Origin of the sequence: Streptomyces sp. NPDC015345, assembly GCF_043078805.1 — a bacterium.
Taxonomy (GTDB): Bacteria; Actinomycetota; Actinomycetes; order Streptomycetales; family Streptomycetaceae; genus Streptomyces.
Genome location: NZ_JBIBTX010000002.1, coordinates 799997 through 823578, shown reverse-complemented (window position 1 = coordinate 823578; position 23582 = coordinate 799997). Strand labels below are relative to the sequence as shown.

Sequence of the window (23582 nt, the reverse complement as noted above, 5' to 3'; positions counted from 1 at the left end):
CAGGGCGCGCCGCTGTCTCCGGCTATCTCCTACAGGTGCAACAGGCCCCCACCGCTGCCAAGCCGACGGCTCGTGCTCGTGGTGGACGGGCTGGACGAGGACCGCGGCGTGACCGCCGGTCCCGACGGCCACAGCATCGCGGCGCTATTGCCCCGCGTTCCCCCGCACGGCATGCGGATCGTCGTCGCAGGCCGTCCCCATCCGCCAGTACCGGGAGACGTGCACGCGGACCATCCCCTTCGGAGCGCACGGATCGACCACCGGTTGGAGCCATCCCCGCACGCCCGCGCGGCGCGCGAGGAGGCGGAGCGGGATCTGCTGAGACTGCGAGACGGCGGCGGGCTGGGCTGGGACCTGGCCGCCCTCACCGTCGTGGCCGGAGGCGGGCTGAGTGCGTCCGACTTCGCGGAGCTGACCGGGAGCCCGGCGAGGCTGGTTGAACGCGAGCTGTCTGCGGTGAACGGCCGTAGCTTCCACCGGCGCTCCGGGCACTGGACGTCTGCCGGTCCGTCCGTCTTTCTCTTTGCGCACGAGGAGATCCAGCGTGCCGCAGCCGAATTGGTCACGGACCAGGAGCTGGCGGCCCACCGCAGTCGTCTGCACCGGTGGGCAGACTCCTACCAGCACGTCGGGTGGCCGGAGAAGACACCTGAGTACCTGCTGCGCGGCTACACCCAATTGCTGCGCGAACGGAGGGACATCCCCAGGCTGGTGGCGCTCGCCTGCGATATCCGGCGCCAAGAGCGGCTGTGGCGGGCGTCCGGAGCGGACCTGGAGGCGCTCAGCGCGGTGTCGGCCGCGTTCGACCTTCTGCTCGCGGACGGTGAGCGACGCGCCGATCAGGACGTGTCTGTGGCCCTGCGGCTCGCCGCCGCGCGGAGCGGGCTGCACGAGCGCACAGCCCCTCTTTCCTCTGGCCTTATCGCCCTGTGGGCTCGGTGCGGGTACCCGGCACGCGCCGTTCACCTGGCCGAGTCGCAGCGCGGCGCTTGGGAGCGGGTGGCCGCCTTGAGCGCCATCGCCGGCGCCTTGGCCGCCGCGCGCCCGGATCAGGCGGCTGCTCTGCTCGGCAGAGCGGACAGCACTGAAGAACGGGACCACTTCCTGGCGGCGATCGCCAAGGGCCAGGCGGACTCCGGCCGGCCCGCCGAGGCCCTGCCGCTGGCCCGCCACATCAGCGCCCCGGAGCGTAGGGCGCAAGCTTTCGTCGCCGCCGTCGGGGCCCTGGCCGGAGTGACGGGGAACGCGGCGACGGCTCAGGAGGAGGCAGGGGCACAGGGCGCCGATGCGGTTTCCTGGGCATTGGAAGCCATCGACGCGGTCATGGCGGTGCCCAACACCGTCTCCCAGAGCACTCTGGGCGCCTCGCTGGCCGCCGCGCTCTCCCGGCTCGGCGAGCATCCCCGGGCCCTGGCGCTGGCGGAGCGTGCCGTATCGCGTTCAGCCGACTCCGATGACCCGGTCCGGCGCGTGCAGTACCTCGCCCTGTTCGCCCGGGGGATGTCCACGGCGCCCGGTCTCGCCGCGCAGGCCGGCGAGTTCGCCGTGACGTCGGCCCGGCTGGCAGCGGACATCGACGACCCCTACGGTGCGGACTGGGTCTACCCTCACGTCGCTGCCGGCCTGGAGGCGACCGGACACCACCAGCAGGCGATCGACTTGGTCAGCCGCTTCCTGGACGATCCGGAGGACGGGCTGGTCGAGATCGGCATCGCGGCCGCGGAAACCGGTGACCTCGACCGAGCCCTGGAGTTGGCTGAGCGGATCACGGAACCCATCTACCGGGCGCGCGTCCTTAACGCTGCCGGCAAGATGACGGCAAACTCTTATGACCCGGCGCGGACGCTGTACCTGGCCCAGCGAGCCCGTGAAGCCACCGACGAGGTGCCCTACCTCCATTGGCGGGTGGCGCTGTCCACTGACACCGCCGACTTCCTGCTGCGGGCAGGCCAGGAAGAACACGCCCACGCCGTGGTCAAGCGGGCGACGAACATGGTGCGAAGAGGCCGGGGGCCCGGGGTGGGTGCCCTCGTCAGCCTGGCCGTCGCAGCTGACCGGTCCGGACACCGAGGGGATGCAGCTCGCCTCATCCACCGTGCCGAGCAGACTGCCGACACGTCCGACGGTTACGCACGCATCATCGACCTCGCGGAGGTAGCCGAAGGCTTGCACCACACAGGTCGCCCAGCGGAGGCGGACGAGCTCCTACGCCGTGTACTCCGCGAGAGCCGGACCTCGACAGATCATGCCGAGGGCCTGCGACGAGCAGCCGAGGTGTTCGGCCGTATCGGGAAACCGGACAAAGCGGCAGAGGTGGCTCAGGAGATCCTGGGCTTGGCGGGCACCGCCGACAGCCCCTACCAACGGCGCTGGGACACGTACGCCGCCGCAGGTGCGCTCCTCGCGGCGGGTGATGTCGACGCGGTGCTCGCTCTAGAGGCTGACCTGCCGCCGGACGCGGTTGACGAGATGCTCGCCAGTGTTGTGAAGAGACTCGTGGCCGCCGGTGATCTGGCCACAGCAGAGGGAATCACCGACTGGCAAGGAGACGAGCACGCCATCGGCCACCTCGCATCGGGGGCCGCCGCCACGGGGGATGTCGCCCATGCCTTCGCGCTGCTGGAGGAGATCAGCCACCCTGTCCGGCGTGAGGCGGCCACACCGGCCGTCGTCAAGGCGCTCTGCCGGAGGGGCGCTTGGGAGGCGGCCCGCGCCTTGGCCGAGGCCCTCACCGCGCCCGAGCACCGCGGCAAGGCGATCGCAGCGATCGCCCAGGCACTCGGCCGCTGCCCGCAGGGGCGCCTCGTACTGGTCGAGGCGCTGAGCTGGGGCCCGTGGGAGCAGATGCATGAGGAGATCGCCGATGTGGTGCCGGAACACCTGCCCCTCCTGGCGGACCTCGTGCTGGCGGAAGGCTTTAGCCGTGTCGGGCCTGAAGCTGTTCCCTATGACGCACCATGTGGAGTGCGTGGCGATCCTAGAACCGGTGGCTAAGGGTGCATGACCTGCGGTTTTGTGCGTGCGCATTATGTGCGGTGTGGGCGTTACGGGCGATATCTTGACGCTGAAATGACGCTCGTGACGCTCATTTGACGCTCGTTCTGATGGGGTGTCAGGCGCGCTGATGTGCTGCTCAGCATGTCCGTCAGCGATGAGGCCGGGCAGCACAGCAAGGAGACGGGAGTGCGCGCCCTTGTCGTACCACTCTCGGGCCGCCGCGATCCGGCCATCCAAGGGGCCCTGCCCGGTCGGGGCCGGTGTGTCGGCCAGGGCCTCGTCGAGCCCCATCATCAGGGCGACCGGCTGCTATTGGGCATCTTGAAGTCCTCAGCCGACCGCATCATCAACCGTCTCGGTCCGCTGCTCGCGGTGGGGTCGCGCCGACGGTTCCCTAAGGACACCGTGCTTGTCTGGGACGGCACCTCGGTACCCACCGCGTGATCACACAGCGGCTGAGCAATCGAAGAACATTGTCCGGCGCGGGCTCAGATGGTGCGTCGTAGCGCGGTCTCCACCGCATCGATGAGCGGGTCGCCCTCGCACCGGGGGTGCCGTGCAAGGCCGAGCTCGACGTCCGGAAGGGCGGGCAGGACAACCTTGTTGTGGCAGGCCATGGCCGGTTCCAGGTTCGTGGGCAGGACGGCCGCGACGCCGAGCCCGGCCCGCAGCGCGGCGAGCACACCGGCCAGGCTGTTGCTCTCGAACGTCACCCGCCAGGGACGTTCGGCACGTTCCAGTGCGGTGAGTACCGACGTACGCCAGGAGCACGCGTTCGAGAACAACACCACCGGCAGTGGGTCGGCGGCCACGTCCACGCCCTGGCCGACGGCCCAGACCAGTGGGCGGCGTACCGTCCAACGGGGCGGTCCGGGAAGGGCTGGTACTTCGTTGAGTACGAGTTGGACGCGGCCCGCGTCGTAGGCCTCCCTCATTGCCGTGTCGGGCATGCTGAGTACCTCGAGGGTGGCGCTCGGGTGCAGTTGGGCGAGATCGGCGAGGGCCTGCGGAAGCTGGGACGCGGTGAGGTCTTCGAGCAGGCCGACGCCGCAGCGGCCAGTGAGTACGCGTCCTGCCTCGCTCATCGCCTGCGCGCAGAGCGCGAGGATGCGATCGGCGTAGGGCAGGAATTCCTCGCCTGCCCGGGTCAGCGAGACGCCGGTCGGTGACCGGTACAGAAGTGGGCGACCCACGGCCCGTTCGAGTTTGCGGACCTGTTGGCTGAGGGCGGGCTGTGTCTGTCCCAGCGCGGTCGCGGCGCGGCTGATGCTGCCTGCCCGCACCACAGTGACGAAGGACCGCAGGAGTGTCATGTCGAGATCCTTGGGCATAACGATTCATTATGTCGGCTCTAGCAAATGAACGGCTACCTATGGCGGTTGAGGCGAACTAGCGTCACGCGGGTGACCGGATACCGAGAAGTACTCGCTGTGCCAGGGATGGCAGCGCTCCTGGTCGTTACCTTCCTCGCTCGCACCGCGATCACGTCCGTCGTGACGGCGTTGACGATGTACGTCGTGGTGGGCTTGGAGCTGAGCTACGCGGCAGCCGGTGGCGCTGCGGCGGCTCTGACCATCGGACTGGCACTGGGCGGGCCACTGTTGGGACGCATGCTTGATCGACGGGGTCTGCGTGCAGTGCTGCTGGTCACTGTCGCGGTACAGGCCGTGTTCTGGCTCAGCGTGACAGTCCTGACGTATGAGGCCCTTCTGGGTGCCGCATTCGCGGCAGGCCTGCTCATGGTGCCGGCCCAGCCGGTTACCAGGCAGGCGATCGCCGCGATGACGACGGTGCAACAGCGTCGGTCCGCGTTCGCGCTGGAGTCGGTGCAGGGCGAACTGTCCTACATGGTGGGCCCAGCAGTCGTGATCCTGGGCGTCGCGTTGATGTCTCCCGGAGTGATGATCGGCGTGGTCGGCGGCGCGATCGTGACCGGCGGGGCCGTAATGGCTCTCCTCGACCCACCACTGCGTGCCGTCGGCGATGTGGACAGCGCCTCAAGCGGGCGGCGTCCGCGTCGGGAGTGGCTCGGTGTGCGCATGATGGCCGTGCTGCTCATGGCATTCGGTACCACGGCGCTGCTCAGCGGCGTTGATCTTGCCGTCATCGCCACGCTCGAAGAAGCCGGTCAAGTCTCCCGCGCGGCGGTGGTCGTGGCGGTGCTTGGCATGACCTCGGTTCTTGGCGGGCTGGTCTACGGCAGATTGTCCATGGCACCGCCCGTATGGCTGCTGCTCGGCCTGCTCGGGCTCACGACTATCCCTGTCGGGCTTGCCCGTGACTGGCTGTGGCTGTGCGTGGCCGTGGTCGGCACCGGCTTTCTCGCCGCGCCGACCCTTTCCGCGGTGACCGAAGCAGTGAGCCGACTGGCTCCGGTCGCAGTGCGGGGTGAGGCGACAGGACTGCAGTCATCGGCGCAGAGCGCGGGATTCGCCCTCGGGTCACCGATCATCGGGGGAGCCCTGGACGCCTTTTCGCCGGCGGGTGGCTTCGCGGTGGCCGGGCTGGCGGGCTGCGCTGCCGCGCTGACCGGTTGGCTGCTGACACGACGGTCTTTGAGGGGCGGACATAGCGGGCGACCACATATCGAAGCGGTGGCCCGGGGCACCTCAGTCAGGCGACACGGCCGGTGCCGAGCACCGAGAGGGGCAGCTCACCGCGGTGGGCTGCGCGATCCGTAACGGTGGTTCATCCCGGTGTGGCGTATGCCGATATCAGCATGCGAGTGCGTTAGCCACCACGGAATCGGACTCGTGCCCGGCGGTCACCCTTGCGCGCCACTGCCGCGCGTCCGCCGGAACTCCGGTCAGGGAATCACAGGTGCGGGGCACGGCTACGCATGCCATCCACGCCTGTTGGCCTTCTCACTAATGGGCGGCACCAACTGTCGTGGTGGGTAACTCAGCAACACCATGGACCAGTTACTCGGCGTTTCGCTGGGGCACTGCGAGCGAAACGATGGCGAAACGGGGAGATGATGCAGTCATGTCAGATGAGTCGAAACTCCCCCTCAGTGAGCTCCAACCGAACCAAATAGTTCAGGCAGCCATCACCAGCCATGAGCCCTGGGGCATCACAGCCAACCTCATCGCATATGAGTCAGTCGGCGCATCGCTTGACGTCATCCGTCGAGGCAGCGAGCCAGGCGTGAAGGCACTGGCAATGAACCTCCCGCCGGTGGGAACCACCATCGATCTGGCCATCGGTGCATTGCGTTCATGGCACTACGAGCCGTGGGTTTGGGTCGACCTCACATGCCCCTGAACTGGCCTCCTCGTGATCCGAAGGGTCATTACCGAACCGAGTCGGCCTTCTCCCCGGTCGAGTTCCGCACCAAAGTCACCCGCAGGGAGGGCAATCCGGCGGCCGCATTCGCTAAGGGCTGTCCCGTAAAGGGTCTACGGGCGGGTGCGGGCGTAGGCAGTGGATGTTTGGTCCGCTTGGCTATCCGGCGAGGGTGAGGTTGTGGAGGCGGGCGATGCCGCACATCGCCTGGCGCACACCGTCGCCCTTCAAGCGGCAGTCGCGGAGGATTTTCCAGGTCTTCATGCGGGCAAATGCATGCTCAACGCGGGCCCGGACCTGACGGTGGGAGGCGTTGTGCTCTTCCTTCCAACCGGGCAGTTCGCTCTGCCCGAGCTCGCGGCGGTGGGGGATGACCAGGCCAGTGCCCCGGTAGCCCCCGTCGGCGATCACGGTGGTGCGGCCGACGGCGTCCTTGGCCCCGGACAGTGCCCAGGCCCTACGGTCGTTGCGGTTGCCGGGCAGCGGCCGGCCGACCACGACGACGCGCCGGGCGACGGCGTCGATGACGACCTGGTGGTTGGTGGAGTAACGGTAGTTCCTCGACCGCTCGGCCACCGCGTGGTCGCGAGTGGGAACCATGGTTCCGTCCACGATGAGCACAGTGTTCTTCTGGAACCGCCTGCGGGGCTTGAGCGCGAGCAGGGGACCAAGGTGGCTGACGATGCGGTCAGCCGCAGACTTCGAGACACCGAACAGCGGGGCGAGCTGCCGTAGCGTCAAGTTGGTGCGCCAGTACGCCGTGACCAGCAGCACCCGGTCCTCCAGTGGCAGGCTCCACGGCCGACCTCTGCGAACCGCGTCAGCTCCCTCGTGCCGCAGTTGCGCTATCAGCGTGCGGAAACAACGAGGGCTCAACCCGGTGAACGGAGCTACCCAGGACGGCTGCGACGCCGTAATCACAGCAGACATCGCGGGATCATTGTTTGGCTCCCAGGTGTCCCGCCACGGCAGTTCTCGACGTCCCAGCGATTCCTTGCGCGGCGCTCCCCCTGGCCTCTGGGTGACCTGGGTCAGTCGAAGAGAACAACGACGCCATTCACCCAGATCGCGAGGACCGCGAGGGCCCCCACCAGGCAGCCGATGCCCGCCAGCACGTCGCGGACCGTCCACGGAGCGGGCGGTACCTCCTCGTCCTTGTCCTCCAGGCCGTCCCGGTAGGAGTCGGGATCGTCCCAGTCGACGGGGTGTCCCACCTGTCCGGCGCAGGCCGTCCGCACCGCGACCAGCTGCTTCTCCGCGAAGGGGGTGGCAGCCATCGCCTCAGGGCCGCGCCAGGCGAGAGCCTTCATCCGCCAGGCGGAACACCCGTACCGCACCTCGAAGGCGGCGGTCTCGTCGGCGTCGCGGTCCTCTTCGAGGTACATCCAGCGCCCGGCCTCGGCAGCATCGCCGTACAGCCGGTACACCTCGGCCAGACGCCGACGGAGCGTCAGGTCGCACGGGAAGGACGAGACGAGACCGCGCAAACGCTGGCGCGCGACGGGAACCCGGCCTGCGGCCAGGTCTGCATCGACTCGGGCAAGGGTCTCTCTCAGAGGCATGAACGCATGATCGGGTATCCGTGGCCGGGAGCGGCAGATTTCGCACAGGGTGATGAGCCAGGTGTGGTGCTGGTCCCCATGGAAGCGCGGTCGTCCGGGCTGGCCGCACGCTCGCAGGTCTGTACGGCGGCGAACTCGGCTGCGTCGGTGAGGGCTGCGGCTCGGTCGGCAAACTCCCCGTTGAATTCGCCGCCGTCGAAGCGATCGGCGACGGTGATGCGCAGGCTGCCGAACCTCGGGCTGAAGTCCTCGATCCGGTAGGCAGGGTCGAGGGTGGACAGCTCGTCGTGGAGGTGGTTGAGCAGGTCGGCCCAGCCGGGTCCAACGGTGGAGGCCCAGGCGGGAATCTGCCGTTCGCTGTTTGGGGCGGGATCCATCGTCATGGCCGTCATGGTCGCGCAAGGCACTGACAGTCGACCCTTGGATTCCGCGAGCCTCGTCGGGCGGAAACCGGTACTCGACGCGCTGTACGTTCCTGCTGTGGTGGCGCGAGGCCCAACCGCCTTGATGACCGCGCCTGTCAGGGGCAAGGACTGACGTGATCCCTGCCTGACAGGCGACCCGTCGCAGCTGTCCGGAAGTCAGGCGCGGCGGGCGGCCCACACCGTGCGCTCGGTGCGTACGGTGAGGTCCTCGCGGAGCAGCAGGCTGTTCGGGCTGCTGGTGTCCAGGAGCTCGTCGAGTGCGGCGAGGTCCTCGGGGCTGAGAGCGGGGGCGGCGACGCTGCGGATGCGCCGCAAGATGCCGTAGGCGTAGCGGCCGACCGCTTCGCTGCGTGCCCCTGTGACGCTGACGGTGAGGGTGCGATCGTCCTCGACGGTGAAACCGGCAGTGGTCAGCATCGGGCCCCAGTCGGCGCCGCGGTGCGGAACGCGCTCGGCGTGGAAGCTGTTGGTCGCAGCATGGGCGCGCTCTTCGAGGCCAGGCCGGTTCTCCGGGGCGTGGGCGGGCAGGAAGCGAGGGACGCCCGCGAGCTCGACGACGGCGAACAGGCCGCCAGGGGCGAGAAGTTCGCGGACGTTGCGCAGTGCGCTGTCGGGGTTGGCCATGTGGTGCATCGAGGCCGAGGCCCACACCAGGTCCGGCTGGCCGAGGTCGGGCCAGTCGTCGTGGTCGAGGTCGGCCTGCACGGTCCGTACGCGCTCCTGGATGCCGCGGGCGCATGCCTTCTCGCGCAGGAGCTTCAGGTGCTCGGCGGAGGTGTCGACGGCGGTGATGTGCGCATCGGGGAAGCGTTCGAGGAGGGCGAAGGTGCCCGCGCCGGTGCCGCAGCCCAGGTCCACGATGTGGCGGGGCTCGTCCTTCACCGGCAGCCAGGCGGTGATTGACGCGATGTGTTCGGCGAGCACCTCGGCATCCAGGTCGAGGATCTCCGCCTGACCGCCATCGCCGTGGCCAGGGTGGTGGCCGCCGTTGCCGTGGTGGGAAGTGTGCTGATGAGTGTGGGTCATGGTTCCACCGTAAGCCGATCATGCGCCTGCCGCATGCCTCGTTGCGTATAACGCAAAGAGATGGTTTCGTGCATTGCCCGGCACGCAAGATCGCGCGCTCTGCGGGGCCTCCCGCCCGGCCACGACCCGCTATGCGCAGGGGCCCTGGGCGCCCGTGCTGTCGGCTTCGGAGTCGTCGGTGCCGGCGTCTTTCTGGTGGCCGCGGCGGGCGTCGCGGTCGAAGATGCCCAGGATCTCGCAGGGGCCGCCCTCGGCGCCGATGGCGTGCGGCATCATGGTGGGGAACTCGGCGGCCTGGTTGGTCTCGATGCGAAAGCGCCGGTGGCCGAGCATGAGGATCGCTGTGCCGGACAGCACGACGAGCCATTCACGGCCGGGGTGGGCGCGCATGCGGGCCGGGTTGTCGGGCGGTGGGTCGGTCATCCGCTGACGCATCACGCTCATACCCGGGTCGCCCTTGATGGGCCAGCGCATCAGCCCGTGGGCGCCGTCGATCATCGGACTGATGACGACGTCGTCGGCGGCGTTCTCCACGAGCTGGTCCAAGGTGGTGTCCAGGGCGCGGGCGAGGGTGACGAGCTGATCCAGGGCGAGGCGGCGCTGACCGTTCTCGATGCGGCTCAGTGAGGACTGGCTGAGGTTGGCCCGGGTGGCCAGTTCCTCCAGAGACCATCCCTGTGCGACGCGCAGTGCGCGGATCCGTTTGCGTACGAGGCTGTCGAGCTGCCCATCTTCTTGCGTCATAGGCAACATGGTATGCCCTTCATGCAATGTGGGCTTAACGTCGAACACAGCTGGTCCGGCACCGAGGGGCCAGGTACGACGAAAGGGCGCGACATGTCTGCGCAGACTTCCCGATACGAGAGCGACGCACTGCCCACCGAAACCGTGGATGTGGTGGTGATCGGCGGCGGTGCCGCGGGCCTGAACGGCGCGCTGATGCTGGCCCGCTCGCGCCGTTCGGTCGTCGTGATCGACAGCGGTACCCCGCGCAACGCCCCCGCGGCAGCCATGCACGGCTTCATCGTCCTCGACGGTACCCCGCCGCCCGAGATCCTCAGGCGCGGTCGTGACCAGGTACGCCAGTACGGCGGCCGGATCGTCTTCGGGGAAGTGGCCACGGCCGAACCTTCCGCCCCCTCGGGGGACGGTGATCTGCGGTTCACCCTCACTCTGGCCGACGGCCGCACGCTGACGGCGCGCCGGGTGCTGGTGGCCACCGGCCTGCGCGACGTGCTGCCCGAGGTACCCGGCCTGCGCGAGCACTGGGGCCAGAGCGTGGCGCACTGCCCCTACTGCCACGGCTGGGAGGTGCGCGACGAGCCCATCGGCATCGTCGCCACCGGCCCTCTGTCCGTTCACCACGCCTGGCTGTTCCGCCAGCTGACGGACGACCTCATCTACTTCACCCGCGGCACCGAACTGGACGCGGACATCCGCGCCCGCTTCGCCGCACGCAACATCCGCATCATCGAGACCGACGTCAAGGAAGTCGTCAACGACGACGACGGTGCGCTCGCAGGCGTCCGCCTGACCGACGACACCTTCGTGGAGCGGCGGATTCTGGCCGTGGCCACGCAGATGCAGGCCCGTACCGAAGGCCTGGAGGGCCTGAAGCTGCCCATGGAGGACCTGCCTGACAACATGGGCCGCCGCTTCGCCTCCGCCATGGCCGGCACCACCGAGATCCCGGGTGTGTGGGTGGCGGGCAACGCCACCGACCTCGCCGCCCAGGTCGGCGCCTCCGCGGCGGCCGGAGCCCTGGCCGGCTCCCACATCAACGCGATGCTGGCCACGGCGGACACCGACGCCGCCCTCGCCGCCGCGCAGAGGGCCACCGGCTGACCCGTACGTCCGCTGCCGAACAACCGCGCGACCGCCATGCGGCGGTCCGCGCGGTGAGCAAGTCCCCCATCTGATCGATGTGGCGCCCGGCCCTGCCCCGGCGCTGATTGAGCATGCCTTCTTGGAAGGAAACCATGAGTACCCATCAGCCTCCCCACTCGCCGGATATGGCGGCCGACGCAGGGGGTGTGCCGGATGCGCGTCAGCTGCGCGCGATCCTGATCACCGTCTCGATTGCGCTGATGGCCGTGATCGCCTCGGTGTCGGGGCTGAGCGTGGCCCAGACCCACCTGGCCGTCGAGTTCGGCGCCTCGCAGACCGCCGTCCTGTGGATGATCAACAGCTACACCCTCGCCCTGGCCGCGCTGCTGCTGCCGCTCGGCGCCATCGGTGATCGCCTGGGCCGCAAGCCCATGCTGATCGCGGGGTTGGTCCTCTTCGGCGCCGCCAGCGTCCTCGCGGGACTCGCCCCGACGGCCGAGGTAATGATCGCGGCCCGGGTGGCCGCCGGCGTCAGCGCCGCGATGATCATGCCGATCACCCTGGCCGTGATCACCTCCACCTTCCCCGAGGAGGAACGCGGCAAGGCGATCGGTGTGTGGACCGGTGTCGCCGGAGGCGGCGGCATCGTCGGTATGTTCTTGTCCGCCTTGCTGGTCGACGTCGCCGACTGGCGCTGGCTGTTCGTCCTGCCCGTAGTCCTGGGGGCCGTGGCGCTGGCGATGACACTGAAGTCGGTGCCCAACTCCCGCGAACGCTCCGCCCATTCCTTCGACACCATCGGCGCGCTCCTCTCCATCATCGCCGTGACTGGTCTCATCTTCGTCCTGCAGGAAGGCCCCGAGCGCGGCTGGGCCGCCCCCATCACGTTGGTCAGCCTGGCCGTCGGCGTCGCCGCCGCCGTTGCCTTCGTGGCCTGGGAGCTGCGCCGCCGCGATGCCTCGCTGTTGGACGTACGGCTGTTCCGTGAACGCGGACTGGCCAGCGGCTCGATCACCCTGCTGGTCGTCTTCGGTGTCCAGGCCGGTATCGCCGTGGTCCTCTTCCCGTTCTTCCAGGCTGTGCTCGGCATGTCGGGGCTGCTGTCGACCGTGGCGCTGATGCCGATGGCCGTCATGATGATGATGGGCTCGGGCCTGGCCCCGAAGGTGGCCGCCAGGATCGGCGCCCGCCCCACCATGACGGTGGGCGTCGCCCTGTCCGCGCTCGGCCTGGCGCTGATGGCGATGTTCGTGTCCGTGGACGGCGGCTACCTGTCCATCCTGACCGGCATGATCGTCATGGGCATCGGCATGGGGCTGTCGATGACGCCCTCCACCGAGGCCATCACCGGCTCCCTGCCCCGAACCAAGCAGGGCGTCGCCTCCGCGCTCAATGACGTCACCCGCGAGTTCGGCACCGCCCTCGGCATCGCGACGCTCGGCGCGCTCCTGGCCAGCGGCTACCGCAGCGCCATCGACGGCAAGCTCGACGGCATCCCCGACGGGGCCGCGGACACCGCACGCGAGGGCATCGCCAACGCCATCGAGGTCGCGCCCACCACAGGACGCCACGCCCAGGATCTGATCCACGCCGCGCGGCAATCCTTCGTCGATGGCTGGCAGCAGTCCATGTGGGTCGGCGCCGCCGTCATGGCCGTCCTGCTCGTCTACGTCGCCCTGCGCGGCCCGAAGAACACCGCCCCTCGCCAACCCGACGCCGAGGCAGCCCCCGAGGCCGGGGTCACGGACAACGCCGCCGCTCGCTGACCTCGCACAAACCCCGTGCGGGCGGAGCACGACGCCGCCCGCACGGCAGCCCGCAGTCGGGTACACCTCGATCACGGGGTGTACCCGACTGCCGCACCCCGGCCGGCCGCACCCTCACCAGCCCGAAGACCAAATACGGGACACCCCTTAAGCAGACAACGTCGTTCGTCGTCCCCACTGTCGTGGGGACCAGTTGGGGACCATACGGTGTGCGTGATGGTGCAGTCCGCGACCGCCCTCGCCATCGCTGACTACAAGAAGGACTTGGGGCTCGCCGAATAACAGGCGTGGGGCGGCCTGAAGGAGCCACCCCACGAAGTCGCCTACTGTGCCTGCCGCTTCACGTACGCGACTGCGCTCATGCCAGCAGAGAAGACGAACGGCATTACAGCCCCGCCGGAAGCAACAGCGGTGAGCGGGGGCTGTCCGAGAGCGGCAAAGCCGACCCCGGTGGTAAGCCCAACAATCATGGAGATCAAGGCGACAACGACCACGTGGTACACGCGGTGGTCACAGGTAGAAGTGGTTGCGGACAAGGAAGGCCCTCCCAGGCATCGTCAGAGCGCCGCCACGGAACCAGGACAGGAGTCAACCCGTCGCCGACTCTGAGTCACGACGTCGCCGCCCAACGGGCGTCGCCATAGGAGAGCGCCGGCCAGGCGCTCCTATAGGGACTCTGCCGCCACGCCGTAACGATCGGCCATCTGCACCGATGCACCTTGCCTTTCAAGGGTCTCGTCAACCACGTGCATAGTAGCCAACAACACGGACACCGCACGAGTTGGCAGGATCCGTCTAGAGCTGGAAGGCTTACCAGTATCGAGCCGCACCGGCATCCGCGAGGAACCTGAAGCAGAACTTCAACGTTCCAGCAAGGCGAAGACGACGCGCCGGCGGGTTGGCCAGGTAGTCGTTCGCGCGCCCCCAGTCCCTACGGTCTCCGGGGAGCGATTCGTACCAGGCAAGACCTCGGGCATTGCACTCGCGACACAGCAGACCGCGGACGCACGCTCCGCATATCGGCCAGGCGGCGTGCGATGGCTTACAGCATGCGTGATCGTGGTCGATGTTCCAATGCGGAGAGCCTCCATCGCGGTCGGGCCCTTGCCCACACAACGCGCATACTCCGCCCTGAAGGTCCAGGATGGACCTCAGATCGCCTGCCGTCAGATTGTATCGGCGGCCTTGCCGGGCTAGCCGACTACAGCTCTGGCAGTGCCCCGCGCGTCGGCCTTCTCTCCAGTATGTGAAGGTGACGCCGCATCCCTCGCAGTCGCGCAAGGTGTCGCGTGTCTCTCCAAGCCGAAAGCATCAGTCGTCCCTCTCTGAGGGCACGACGGCATCGTCGACAACCCACCCACCTTCGACTGGGAAGGCTCACCGGGGCGTGCCGCGCGGCGGGTCGGCTGCCGGAATCCGCATCGCGCCCGGGAACCGCCTGCCCAGGACCTGGTCGATCAAATCGCCGCATCAGCCGCCCGCCGACAGCAACTGGGGCGCCCGAACTGCTGCGTACGAGCCGGAGAACGGCGTGATCAGCCGCTGCTTCCCCTGGGCCTGCCGCAGCGAGGGTCGGCCCGGGCAGGACGACTTCGTCGGAGCAGGCCGACGAGGACCGTCGTATCAGGTGCCCGACTACGCCGAAACCCGGCCCGCCTAAGCCACCAGAAGCACCTCAGCTGTCACCGGCGTGTCACCAACCCCGTAGCCGACTCCCGGACCACGGGGAACCCGCCTACACAAACGGCATCGTTTCGGACCACGTGGACGCCAAAAGACGGCTCCGCCCACCTGTGCCAGGTGGTACCGAGGGAGGCACCCAGGACCGGGGCCTCTTCTGGCCCGTCAAAGCGGTATTGCAGGGTGTTCTTCGGCGTCTCACTCACCCGCCAGGCCCTCTCATCCGTCAGGAGATGTCACATCGCCGGGGTGAACCTCCCGGTCACGCGCCAGGCGGGAGGCCGGAGCGGGGCGGCGGCGGTGTGACGTGTCAGAGGCTCGGGGCCCGGCTGAGATGTCCGTTTCAGGTGGCTGCAAGCCGCGGGTGTCATCGTCTTCACGTCGGCCACCGCAGTCGGCGAGGAGAGGTACCCATAGCGGCCCAATGGGGATCGGAGCCCGCTCCGGTCAGGGGTTCACGCCCCGCGCAGGTTCGAATCCCGCTCTCTCCGCCCAACAGCCCGACGCCCGCCGTACGCCGGGTCGGCTCCCCGCGTACGGAGTGCCCGCAGGGCCCTGACTCGGACAAGGACCTGAAGCATGAGCCACTGGGCAGCCACCGCGGTCATCGTCGCGAACGACCAGGCCGGCACGTCCGCCGCGCTCCCGGTCGACGAGGTCGCGAACGCGTGTCGTCGGCTGGTCGCCGACGTGAGTGTGGTACGCACCGCGTACCCGGGGCACGCCCGCGTGCTCGCCGCGAAGGCCGCGCAGGACGGGGCGGACGCCGTGCTCGCGGTCGGCGGCGACGGCACCGCCGGCGAGGTCGCCCAGGGCTTGATGACGGTCTGGGAGGCCGAGCCATGGCACGTCGGCCCGGCTCTGCACTGCGTTCCGGCCGGCACGGGCAACTCCTTCTACAAGGAGATCTGGCAGGACCGCCCCTGGCAGGAGTCACTCGTCCTCGCCCTCGGTCCCGAGCGGCCGCCGGTTCGCCGGCTGGACCTGGCCCGCATCGAGGAGACGTGGGAGACCGTGCTGCTGGGTGCCTGCTCGGGCCTGGTCGCCGAAGCGCTCGAGACCGCCGCAGGACTCACCCGGCTCACCGGCCGCGCTCGCTACCGGGAGGCGGTGGCGGCGACGCTGCGCACCTTCGCTCCCCACCCGGCCCGGATCGTCGTGGACGGCGAGGTGATCCACGACGGGGACGTGGTCCTGGCCAACGTCGGCGGAGGCCGCTACCGGGGCGGCGGGTTCCTGCTGCTGCCCCGCTCCGTGCTGGATGACGGGCTGCTGGACGTCTGCGTGGTCACCGGGGCCCTCGATCCGCGGGACCTACACGGGCTGACCCGGGACGGACGCCACCTCGAACGGGACGAGGTTCTCTACCGGCGCGGCAGGCGTGTCGAGATCGAGCGCACCGACGGCGCTCAGCTCGCCTTCGAGAGCGACGGTGAGGTCCGGCGGGGGCGCACGCGCTACGTGCTGGATGTCCTTCCGGCCGTGCTGCCGGTCCTGTCCCCGCCCCAGCCTTCCTGACCGAGAGGCCACCCTCCACCATCTAAGGGGACTGCTCATGAGCGCACCCTCCGACGCCCCGAACACCGACACCAGCACCGCCTGGTCCTTTCCCATGCGGGGGCGCAACACGTTCACCTGGACCTACGACACGGACCGAGAACGCCTGCTGAGTCTTTATCAGAAGGGCAAGGACAAGCAGTGGGACAGCACCAAGCGGATCGACTGGTCCCTGGAGGTGGACCCCTTTGACGTCCTCGGGACCCCGGAGAACACGCTCGCGCTCTACGGCTCCCGGCAGTACTCCCGCCTGGACAAGCGAGCGAAGCAGGAACTGCGCCGGCACATGGCCGCCTGGGAGTTCAGCCAGTTCCTGCACGGCGAGCAGGGCGCGATGATCTGCTCCGCCCGGATCGTGGAATCGGTGCCGGACATCGACGCCAAGTTCTACGCGGCGACCCAGGTCATGGACGAGGCTCGGCACGCGGAGCTGTTCACGCGTTTCGTGCACGACAAGATCGGCATGAGCTACCCGATCAGCCCGCATCTCAAGTCGCTGCTGGGCGAGGCCCTCAACGACTCGCGCTGGGACATGCCGTACCTCGGGATGCAGGTCCTCATCGAGGGTCTGGCACTCGCCGCCTTCGGCATCCTGCGCGACAAGACGGACAAGCCGCTGCCCAAGCAGATCCTGTCGTACATCATGCAGGACGAGGCCCGGCACGTGGCTTTCGGGCGGCTCGCGCTGCGGGACTACTACAAGGAGCTGACCAGCAAGGAGCTGGCGGACCGCGAGGACTTCATCGTCGAGGGCTGCTACCTGATGCGCGACCGGCTGCGCATGCAGGAGGTGTGGGAGACGCTCGGCTTCGACATGAAGGAATGCATGGAGTACATGAACCGGGGCCCGCGCATGCGGGCCTTCCGGTCTCGGCTCTTCACCCGGATCGTGCCCTGCGTCAAGGACATCGGGCTGTGGGGTCCCAAGGTGCAGCAGGCCTATGCCGACATGGGCGTCCTCGAGATGGCGGACCGCGACCTTCTGAAGCTGATGGAGGCCGACGAGGCACAGGCCGAGGCGCTGGACGCCGAGCGCTGCGACCGGGAGGTGTGTTCGCCGGCAGTGACAGCCAGTCGTCGCTGCCGTTCCGGCTCCTGCACCTCGGCGACACCATGAATGTCGTCGGCCCGCGGTCGCTGCGGGAGCGGCTGACCGCCGCCGGCTTCGAGGGAGCGGTCGTGGACCGCGATCGCCGCGGCCACAACATCCGCTTCCGTGCCCGGAAGGGCTGAGACCGGTCGGGAGCGCGGGGCCTCGGGGCAGCACGGTCCTGGCCGGGGCACCTGCACGGTGATGTCGCATTCCCGCCAGCGACGCGCGGTGGCGTGGTGCCACCGTGGATCGACTGGACACTGACGTACGGGAGGACATGAACATGGAAACGGCCGACCTGACGGAGAGCAACGACCCTCATGTGGTGTCTCCGGCACAGGGCGCGGAGCTGTTGCGTGGGGCTCCCTGGTCCCGGCTGGTGATCGTCGGGGACAGCGTCGCCCAGGGCATCAGCGAGCCGCGCCCGGGATATCGCTCCGAGCCCTGGTCGACGCTGGTGATCGACGCCCTCCGGGAGGTCCGGCCGGATCTGGTGCACCTCAACCTGGGGCAGCGGGACCTGGTGACCGCGCAAGTGCGCGAGAGCCAGCTGAAGGCCGCGCTGGACTTCAAGCCCGACCTCGTGATCGCGTTGTGCGGGGGCAACGACGGCCTGCGCAAGGTCTTTGACCCGGACGACGCCGAACGCGAGCTGGAAGCGCTCTTCACACCGCTGCGCGAGGCGGCGGGCACGCTGGTCACCTCCGGCTTCTTCGACGTCATCGGCAACCCGCACTTCGACCCGCGCTACCGCGGGGTGGCCCGTGAGCGCCTCGCCGTGTTGTCCCAGCGCATGCGGGCGGTCTCGGAGCGGTTGGACGGGGTCTACGTCGACATGCAGACCCACCCGACGGGCCGTGAGGAGTCGGTGTGGAGCACCGACGGCATCCACCTCAACGCCCGGGGACAGGCCGTCCTCGGCACCGAGATCATCCGGGCCCTGGCGGTCCGGCTGGGCAACACCTGAGCGCACGCCTCACCCACCCGCCTGTGTCGATCCGCGACGAGGCTCGGGTGCGGGCGGCGGCTTGACGAGCTGCCGTTCCTGGCCGGGGGCCAGGCAGGTCGTCATGTCTGCGCCTGGCCCCGTCCGAGCATGCGTCCTGCCGGTCGCCCTGCCCACCCCTGCCGTCATTCACGTTGCCGATGGATGGCATCCGCCCCGTGGGTGACGTCCGCCGTTCAGGCGCGGCGGGGCTCGCTCTTCTGCCCGGCCGCGTCGGCCATCCGCCTGCCGACCCGGGCGGCGGTCTCCCGCAGCCAGATGTGGGCCGCGTCGTGGGTGTGCACCGGGTGCCACCACAACGCCTCCCTCAGAGGTACCGCCTCGTAGGGCGGCTCCACCACGCGTACGGCGGCGAGCGGGGCGAGGAGCCGGGCGAGGCGGGCCTGGATCAGGGCGATGCGCCGGGTTCCGCCGACCAGCAGCGGCATGATCTGGAAGCTGTCGACGGAGACCTCGACGCGGGGCTCGATGCCCAGCATGCCGAGCTGGCGGACGGCCGGGGCGTCGTAGGTGCGCTGGTAGGTGACCCAGGGCAGCCGGGCCAGGTCCTCCCGGGTCAGCCGGTCCTCGACGCTCGGGTGGTCGTCGGCGACGAGGAAGACCCACCGGTCCTGGTAGAGGTCGGTGGCGGGGAAGTCGCTGATGACTCCGTGCGGCATGAGCAGGCCGTCGGTGGTGCTCAGCAGCGTGTCCGTGGCGTCCACCACGGTGGTCGGTGTCTGGGCGAAACGCAGTCGGATGCCGGGGGCCTCCTGGTGCACGACCCGGGCGAATTCGGCGCCGAAGACGGCGACCGCGTAGTCGGACGCCACGAGCTTGAACTCACGGCTCTCCTTGGCCGGGTCGAAGTCCGCCTGACTGGCGAACAGGCGTTCAAGCACGTCGTAGGCGGTGGACGCGCGGTCGAGGAGGACCTGTCCGAGGGCGGTCAGTTCGTAGTGGCCGCCGACCCGGGCCAGCAGGTCGTCGTCGAAGTGCCTGCGCAGGCGGGAGAGTGCCGCGCTCATCGCCGGCTGGCTGAGGCCGACGCGCTGCCCGGCGCGCGTGACGTTGCGCTCTTCCAGCAGGGCGCGCAGGGCGACGACGAGGTTGAGGTCCAGGCGACTGAGATTCACTGCGGCTTCCCTGGCTGTCCGGCGGTGACCTGCTGAAATTCGCTGTGTGGATGGCTGCCATCCACAGAATCTATTTCCCTGATCACTGGTGGCGGGTCCAGATTAGTGGCCTCGCAACCAGGAGGACACTTCCGTGAAACCCGAAGCCGCGTCCGCCCTCTTCGCCGGACCCTTCGCCCTGGCCACCCTCTCCGCTCCCGAGGGCCCCGCCTTCCCCGCTCTCGTCACTCCCGACGCTCAGGTGATCGACCTGCGGTCCGCCTTGGGCGACCCCGACCTGACGGTACGTGGGGTCCTGGACGACTGGGACGCGGTGCTGCCGCGGCTGACCGCGCTGGACGGCGCCGCCGGCCCCGTACGCGGGGCGCTGGCGGAGTTCCGGGTGCACGCTCCGGTGGAGCCGCGCCAGGTGTTCCAGTCGGGGGCCAACTACCGGCAGCACGTCATCGATCTGCACGTCGCGCACCGGGCCCCGGGCGATGACCGGCCGGAGGCGGAGCGGCGTGCGGAGGCCGCGGAGATCATGGACCGGCGGGCGGCCGAGGACCTGCCGTACGTGTTCATCGGCCTGCCGAGCGCGATCACCGGCCCGTACGACGACGTGGTGCTGCCGGCCTGGGCGGAGAAGCCCGACTGGGAGCTGGAACTGGCCGCGGTGATCGGCCGCCCGGCCCACCGGGTGTCCGTCGAAGAGGCCCTGGACCACGTCGCCGGCTACACGATCGCCAACGACCTGACCGACCGCGCCACCGTCTTCCGCCGGGACATGCCGCAGATCGGCACCGACTGGCTGCGCAGCAAGAACGCGCCCGGCTTCACCCCGCTCGGCCCCTGGATCGTGCCCGCCACGTCGATCGCGGACCCGGGCGACCTGCGCCTCACGCTGAAGCTCAACGGCGAGACCATGCAGGACGAGTCGACCAAGGACATGGTCTTCGACGTGGCGCGGATGGTGTCCTACGCCTCTCGGACCGCCCGGCTGCTCCCCGGCGACCTGGTGCTCACCGGCTCCCCCGCCGGCAACGGCATGCACTGGGGCCGGCTGCTGCGCGACGGCGACGTCATGGACGCCTCCATCACCGGGCTCGGCGCCCAGCGCACCCGGTGTGTGGCCAAGGCCGCCCGGTGACGCCGGACCGCACGGACCCCGCGGGCTCGGTCGCACGGGCCGCGAAGTCGTACTCCAACTGGGGCCGCTGGGGAGAGGACGACGTGCTCGGCACGCTCAACTTCCTCGACGAGGCCAAGCGCCGTGCGGGCGCCGCCCTGATACGACGGGGTGTCAGCTTCTCCCTCTCCCAGCGCTTCGACATCGACGGCCCGCAGAAGGGCTGGCGCAAGCGCACCAATCCGGTGCACACCATGCTGGACACCGGCACCGACGCCGCGCTCGGCAACCAGGGTCTGCCGCACGGCATCGGCGGCGCCGACGACGTCATCGCCATGCCGTTGCAGTGCTCCACCCAGTGGGACGGGCTCGGCCACATCTTCGACCACGGCAAGGCGTGGAACGGCCGTGCCGCCGAGAAGGTCGTCACCTCCGACGGCGACCAGGTCACCGGCATCGAGCACATGGCCTCGCACGTCGCCGGACGCGGCGTGCTCCTGGACGTCGGCCGGTGCGCCGGCGAGGGCGGTGAGCTGCCGGACGGCTTCGCGATCACCGAGGAGCATCTGACCGCGACCGCCGAGGCCCAGGGCGTGACGGTCGGCCGCGGTGACCTCGTGCTGGTGCGTACGGGCCAGCTCGCCCGGGTGCGCCGCGACGGCTGGGGCGACTACGCCGGCGGGCCCGCCCCCGGCCTGTCGTTCACCACGGCGGGCTGGCTGCACGGCAGTGAGATCGCCGCGATCGCCACCGACACCTGGGGCTTCGAGGTGCGGCCCAACGAGTTCGAGCACGCCTTCCAGCCGTTGCACCAAGTCGCCATCCCTCACCTCGGCCTCCTGATCGGTGAGATGTGGGACCTCGAAGCCCTCGCCGAGGACTGCGCGGCCGACGGCCGGTACGACTTCTGGCTCACCGCGGCGCCGCTGCCCATCACCGGGGCGGTCGGCTCCCCCGTCAACCCGATCGCCGTCAAGTAGACAGCGGAACAAAGGAGTTCCCCCATGACCCCATCCCGTACGGTCCTCGTCGTCGGCGGCGGCGCGGCCGGCAACGCCGTGACGATCCTGCTGCGCCGCGCCGGGCACGCGGTGGACCTGATCGAGGCCAAGGACGACTGGAACGCCACCGCCGGATCCGGCATCACCCTCCAGGGCAACGCCCTGCGCGTGCTGCGCGAACTCGGTGTCCTGGAGCAGGTGGAGGCGTCCGGTTCCGGCTTCGGCTCGGTCGGCATCGTCGCTCCCGACGGCACGGTCCTGCACGCACAGGACGACCTGCGCACCGGCGGCGACGACCTGCCCGCCACCGTCGGCATGCAGCGGCCCCGGCTCCAGCGCATCCTCAGCGAGGCGGTGCGCGCGAGCGGCGCGTCGGTCCGGCTCGGCACCACCGCGGAGATCCTGGGCCAGGACGCCGACGGCGTCTGCGTCCGGCTCTCCGACGGCTCCGAGGGCCGCTACGACCTGGTGATCGGCGCCGACGGCCTCGGTTCGGCGACCCGCGCCGCCATCGGCATCACCGCCAAGCCGGAGCCCACCGGCATGGCCATCTGGCGCGTCGCGGCCCCCCGCCCGGCCGGTGTCACCCGCGCCGAAGTCGCCTATGGCGGCCCGGCCTACATCGCCGGCTACTGCCCCACCAGCGCCACCACCCTGTACGCCTTCGTCGTCGAGGCCAACCGCGACCGCGCCTCCATACCCCGCGAGTCGTACGCGGACGAGATGCGCCGACTGGCCTCGGCCTACGGCGGCCGCTGGCCCGAGATCACCGAGCACATCACCGACCCGGCGAAGGTCAACTACACCTGGTTCGACCGGATGCTGGTGGAGGGCTCCTGGCACCGCGGCCGGGTCGTCCTCGTCGGCGACGCCGCCCACTGCTGCCCGCCCACCCTCGCGCAGGGCGCCGCGCTGTCCCTCGAAGACGCCTGGGTCCTCGCGCAGCTGCTGACCGGGTCCGGCGCATGGGACGACGCCCTGTTCCAGGCGTACTACGAGCGGCGGATCGCCCGGGTCCGTCCGGTCGTGGAGGCTTCCGTACAGATCGGGCAGTGGCAGCTCGACGGGGTCAGGGACGCCGACGTGCCCCGCCTGATGACCCGCACGATGACGATGCTCAGGGAGCTGCCGTGACCCCGCCCACCGTGGACGTGCACGCCCACGTCCTGCTGCCCGAGGTCGACGCCCTGGTGGCCGGTCTGCCCGGTCACGCCAAGGCCCGGGAGCTGGACGCCCGGCGCAACGGCCCCGCCGCCCTCGCCGTCAGCGGCCCCATGGTCCGCGAGCGTCTGCCCGGGCTGACGGAGGCCGGTGTGCGGCTGGCCGCGATGGACGCGCAGGGCGTGGACGTGCAACTGGTCAGCCCGTCGCCCTCGCACTACCACTACTGGGCGGACGAGGAGACGGCCGAGAAGCTGTACCGGCTGGCCGACGAAGCGACGGTGGCGCACTGTTCGGCCGCCCCCGACCGGCTGCGCGGGCTCGGCCTGGTCCCGCTCCAGCACCCCGAGCAGACGGTCCGCGCCCTGGACCACGCCTTGGAGCGGGGCCTGGCCGGAGTGGAGCTCTCCAGCCATGCCCCCGGCCGGGAGCTGTCCGACCCGGCCTACGAGCCCTTCTGGTCCCGGGCCGCGGAGACCGGCGCGATCCTCTTCCTGCACCCCTTCGGCTGCACGCTCGACGAGCGGCTCGACCAGTGGTACCTCTCCAACACCGTCGGCCAGCCCACCGAGAACGCCGTCGCCCTCTCCCACCTGATCTTCTCCGGTGTCCTGGACCGGCACCCGGGCCTGCGGGTGATCGCCGCGCACGGCGGCGGCTACCTGCCCACCCACATCGGCCGCGCCGACCACGCCTGGTCGGCGCGCCCCGACGCGGGAGCCGGGTGCGCGCACCCGCCCAGCAGCTACCTCAAGCGGCTGTACTTCGACTCCCTGGTGCACGACCCGCACGTACTGCGGGAGCTGATCCGGGTGGCCGGCGCGGACCGGGTGCTGCTCGGCTCCGACTTCCCGTTCGACATGGGCACCGAGGACCCGGTCGGCGCCCTGCGCGCCGCGCGCCTGTCCGACGCCGACTTCCACGCCGTCCGGGGCGGCAACGCCGCCGCCCTCCTCCGGAAGGACTGATCACC

General features: G+C 69.8%; 20 protein-coding genes, 1 tRNA gene and 2 pseudogenes. 14 read left to right on the top strand and 9 right to left on the bottom strand.

All coding sequences use genetic code 11. From position 1 onward, the window contains the following. The first annotated feature begins 72 nt into the window (after positions 1-72). Complete coding sequence (locus ACF062_RS09960) at positions 73-2994, top strand: hypothetical protein (protein WP_392137258.1); 2922 nt, start codon at positions 73-75, stop codon at positions 2992-2994. Positions 2995-3306: 312 nt separating this feature from the next. Continuing rightward, a pseudogene (locus ACF062_RS09955) lies at positions 3307-3469 on the top strand (IS5/IS1182 family transposase); the annotation flags it as partial. Positions 3470-3485: 16 nt separating this feature from the next. Here ACF062_RS09955 and ACF062_RS09950 read toward each other — a convergent pair. Further along, positions 3486-4310, bottom strand: coding sequence for a LysR family transcriptional regulator (locus tag ACF062_RS09950; protein WP_392137257.1), 825 nt, complete (start codon positions 4308-4310; stop codon positions 3486-3488). A 126-nt stretch (positions 4311-4436) separates the two neighbouring features. Here ACF062_RS09950 and ACF062_RS09945 point away from each other — a divergent pair, with 126 nt between their 5' ends. After that, entirely contained in the window at positions 4437-5678 is a 1242-nt protein-coding gene (locus ACF062_RS09945) for an MFS transporter (RefSeq protein WP_392137256.1), read from the top strand. Between the two features lie 304 nt (positions 5679-5982). Continuing rightward, entirely contained in the window at positions 5983-6261 is a 279-nt protein-coding gene (locus ACF062_RS09940; protein ID WP_392137255.1) for a hypothetical protein, read from the top strand. Between the two features lie 180 nt (positions 6262-6441). Here ACF062_RS09940 and ACF062_RS09935 read toward each other — a convergent pair whose 3' ends face one another. The 5 genes from ACF062_RS09935 to ACF062_RS09915 form a co-directional block, all read right to left on the bottom strand. After that, entirely contained in the window at positions 6442-7212 is a 771-nt protein-coding gene (locus ACF062_RS09935) for a transposase (RefSeq protein ID WP_392137254.1), read from the bottom strand. A gap of 101 nt (positions 7213-7313) precedes the next feature. After that, positions 7314-7844 (bottom strand): DUF6584 family protein, encoded by a 531-nt coding sequence (locus tag ACF062_RS09930; protein WP_392137253.1) that lies wholly within the window; start codon positions 7842-7844, stop codon positions 7314-7316. Then, positions 7835-8227 (bottom strand): hypothetical protein, encoded by a 393-nt coding sequence (locus ACF062_RS09925; RefSeq protein ID WP_392137252.1) that lies wholly within the window; start codon positions 8225-8227, stop codon positions 7835-7837. The genes ACF062_RS09930 and ACF062_RS09925 overlap by 10 nt, the downstream gene beginning before the upstream one ends. Before the next feature lie 198 nt (positions 8228-8425). Then, on the bottom strand, positions 8426-9295 hold the full coding sequence (locus tag ACF062_RS09920; RefSeq protein WP_392137251.1) for a class I SAM-dependent methyltransferase: 870 nt from the start codon (positions 9293-9295) through the stop codon (positions 8426-8428). Between the two features lie 129 nt (positions 9296-9424). Continuing rightward, complete coding sequence (locus tag ACF062_RS09915; protein WP_392137250.1) at positions 9425-10039, bottom strand: helix-turn-helix domain-containing protein; 615 nt, start codon at positions 10037-10039, stop codon at positions 9425-9427. A 93-nt stretch (positions 10040-10132) separates the two neighbouring features. Between ACF062_RS09915 and ACF062_RS09910 the strand changes: the two genes are divergently transcribed. Next, a complete protein-coding gene (locus tag ACF062_RS09910) occupies positions 10133-11140 on the top strand; it encodes an NAD(P)/FAD-dependent oxidoreductase (protein ID WP_392137249.1) in 1008 nt (335 codons plus the stop codon). A 134-nt stretch (positions 11141-11274) separates the two neighbouring features. Next, entirely contained in the window at positions 11275-12888 is a 1614-nt protein-coding gene (locus ACF062_RS09905) for an MFS transporter (RefSeq protein ID WP_392137248.1), read from the top strand. Between the two features lie 810 nt (positions 12889-13698). On the opposite strand, the gene ACF062_RS09900 is transcribed toward ACF062_RS09905, so the two are convergent. Both ACF062_RS09900 and ACF062_RS09895 read right to left on the bottom strand, forming a co-directional pair. Further along, on the bottom strand, positions 13699-14169 hold the full coding sequence (locus tag ACF062_RS09900) for an endonuclease domain-containing protein (protein WP_392137247.1): 471 nt from the start codon (positions 14167-14169) through the stop codon (positions 13699-13701). Positions 14170-14675: 506 nt separating this feature from the next. After that, a pseudogene (locus ACF062_RS09895) lies at positions 14676-14774 on the bottom strand (3-oxoadipate enol-lactone hydrolase); the annotation flags it as partial. A gap of 195 nt (positions 14775-14969) precedes the next feature. Here ACF062_RS09895 and ACF062_RS09890 point away from each other — a divergent pair. The 4 genes from ACF062_RS09890 (at position 14970) to ACF062_RS09875 (ending at position 18185) form a co-directional block, all read left to right on the top strand. Further along, positions 14970-15059 (top strand) — tRNA-Gly (locus ACF062_RS09890). A gap of 88 nt (positions 15060-15147) precedes the next feature. Next, entirely contained in the window at positions 15148-16086 is a 939-nt protein-coding gene (locus ACF062_RS09885) for a diacylglycerol/lipid kinase family protein (protein ID WP_392137246.1), read from the top strand. Between the two features lie 37 nt (positions 16087-16123). Next, entirely contained in the window at positions 16124-17242 is a 1119-nt protein-coding gene (locus tag ACF062_RS09880; RefSeq protein WP_392137245.1) for a ferritin-like domain-containing protein, read from the top strand. A gap of 220 nt (positions 17243-17462) precedes the next feature. Next, on the top strand, positions 17463-18185 hold the full coding sequence (locus tag ACF062_RS09875; RefSeq protein WP_392137244.1) for an SGNH/GDSL hydrolase family protein: 723 nt from the start codon (positions 17463-17465) through the stop codon (positions 18183-18185). A gap of 215 nt (positions 18186-18400) precedes the next feature. Here ACF062_RS09875 and ACF062_RS09870 read toward each other — a convergent pair whose 3' ends face one another. Then, on the bottom strand, positions 18401-19339 hold the full coding sequence (locus ACF062_RS09870) for a LysR family transcriptional regulator (RefSeq protein WP_392137243.1): 939 nt from the start codon (positions 19337-19339) through the stop codon (positions 18401-18403). 133 nt (positions 19340-19472) lie between these two features. Here ACF062_RS09870 and ACF062_RS09865 point away from each other — a divergent pair, with 133 nt between their 5' ends. From ACF062_RS09865 to ACF062_RS09850, 4 genes are read left to right on the top strand one after another with little or no spacing between them, the layout of a single operon-like run. Then, positions 19473-20468: a fumarylacetoacetate hydrolase family protein gene (locus ACF062_RS09865; RefSeq protein WP_392137242.1), complete on the top strand. Its 996-nt coding sequence runs from the start codon at positions 19473-19475 to the stop codon at positions 20466-20468. Continuing rightward, entirely contained in the window at positions 20465-21427 is a 963-nt protein-coding gene (locus tag ACF062_RS09860; protein WP_392137241.1) for a cyclase family protein, read from the top strand. Before ACF062_RS09865 ends, ACF062_RS09860 begins: the two co-directional genes overlap by 4 nt. A gap of 24 nt (positions 21428-21451) precedes the next feature. After that, positions 21452-22582: an FAD-dependent oxidoreductase gene (locus ACF062_RS09855; RefSeq protein ID WP_392137240.1), complete on the top strand. Its 1131-nt coding sequence runs from the start codon at positions 21452-21454 to the stop codon at positions 22580-22582. Next, positions 22579-23577: an amidohydrolase family protein gene (locus tag ACF062_RS09850; protein ID WP_392137239.1), complete on the top strand. Its 999-nt coding sequence runs from the start codon at positions 22579-22581 to the stop codon at positions 23575-23577. Before ACF062_RS09855 ends, ACF062_RS09850 begins: the two co-directional genes overlap by 4 nt. Positions 23578-23582 lie beyond the last annotated feature (5 nt).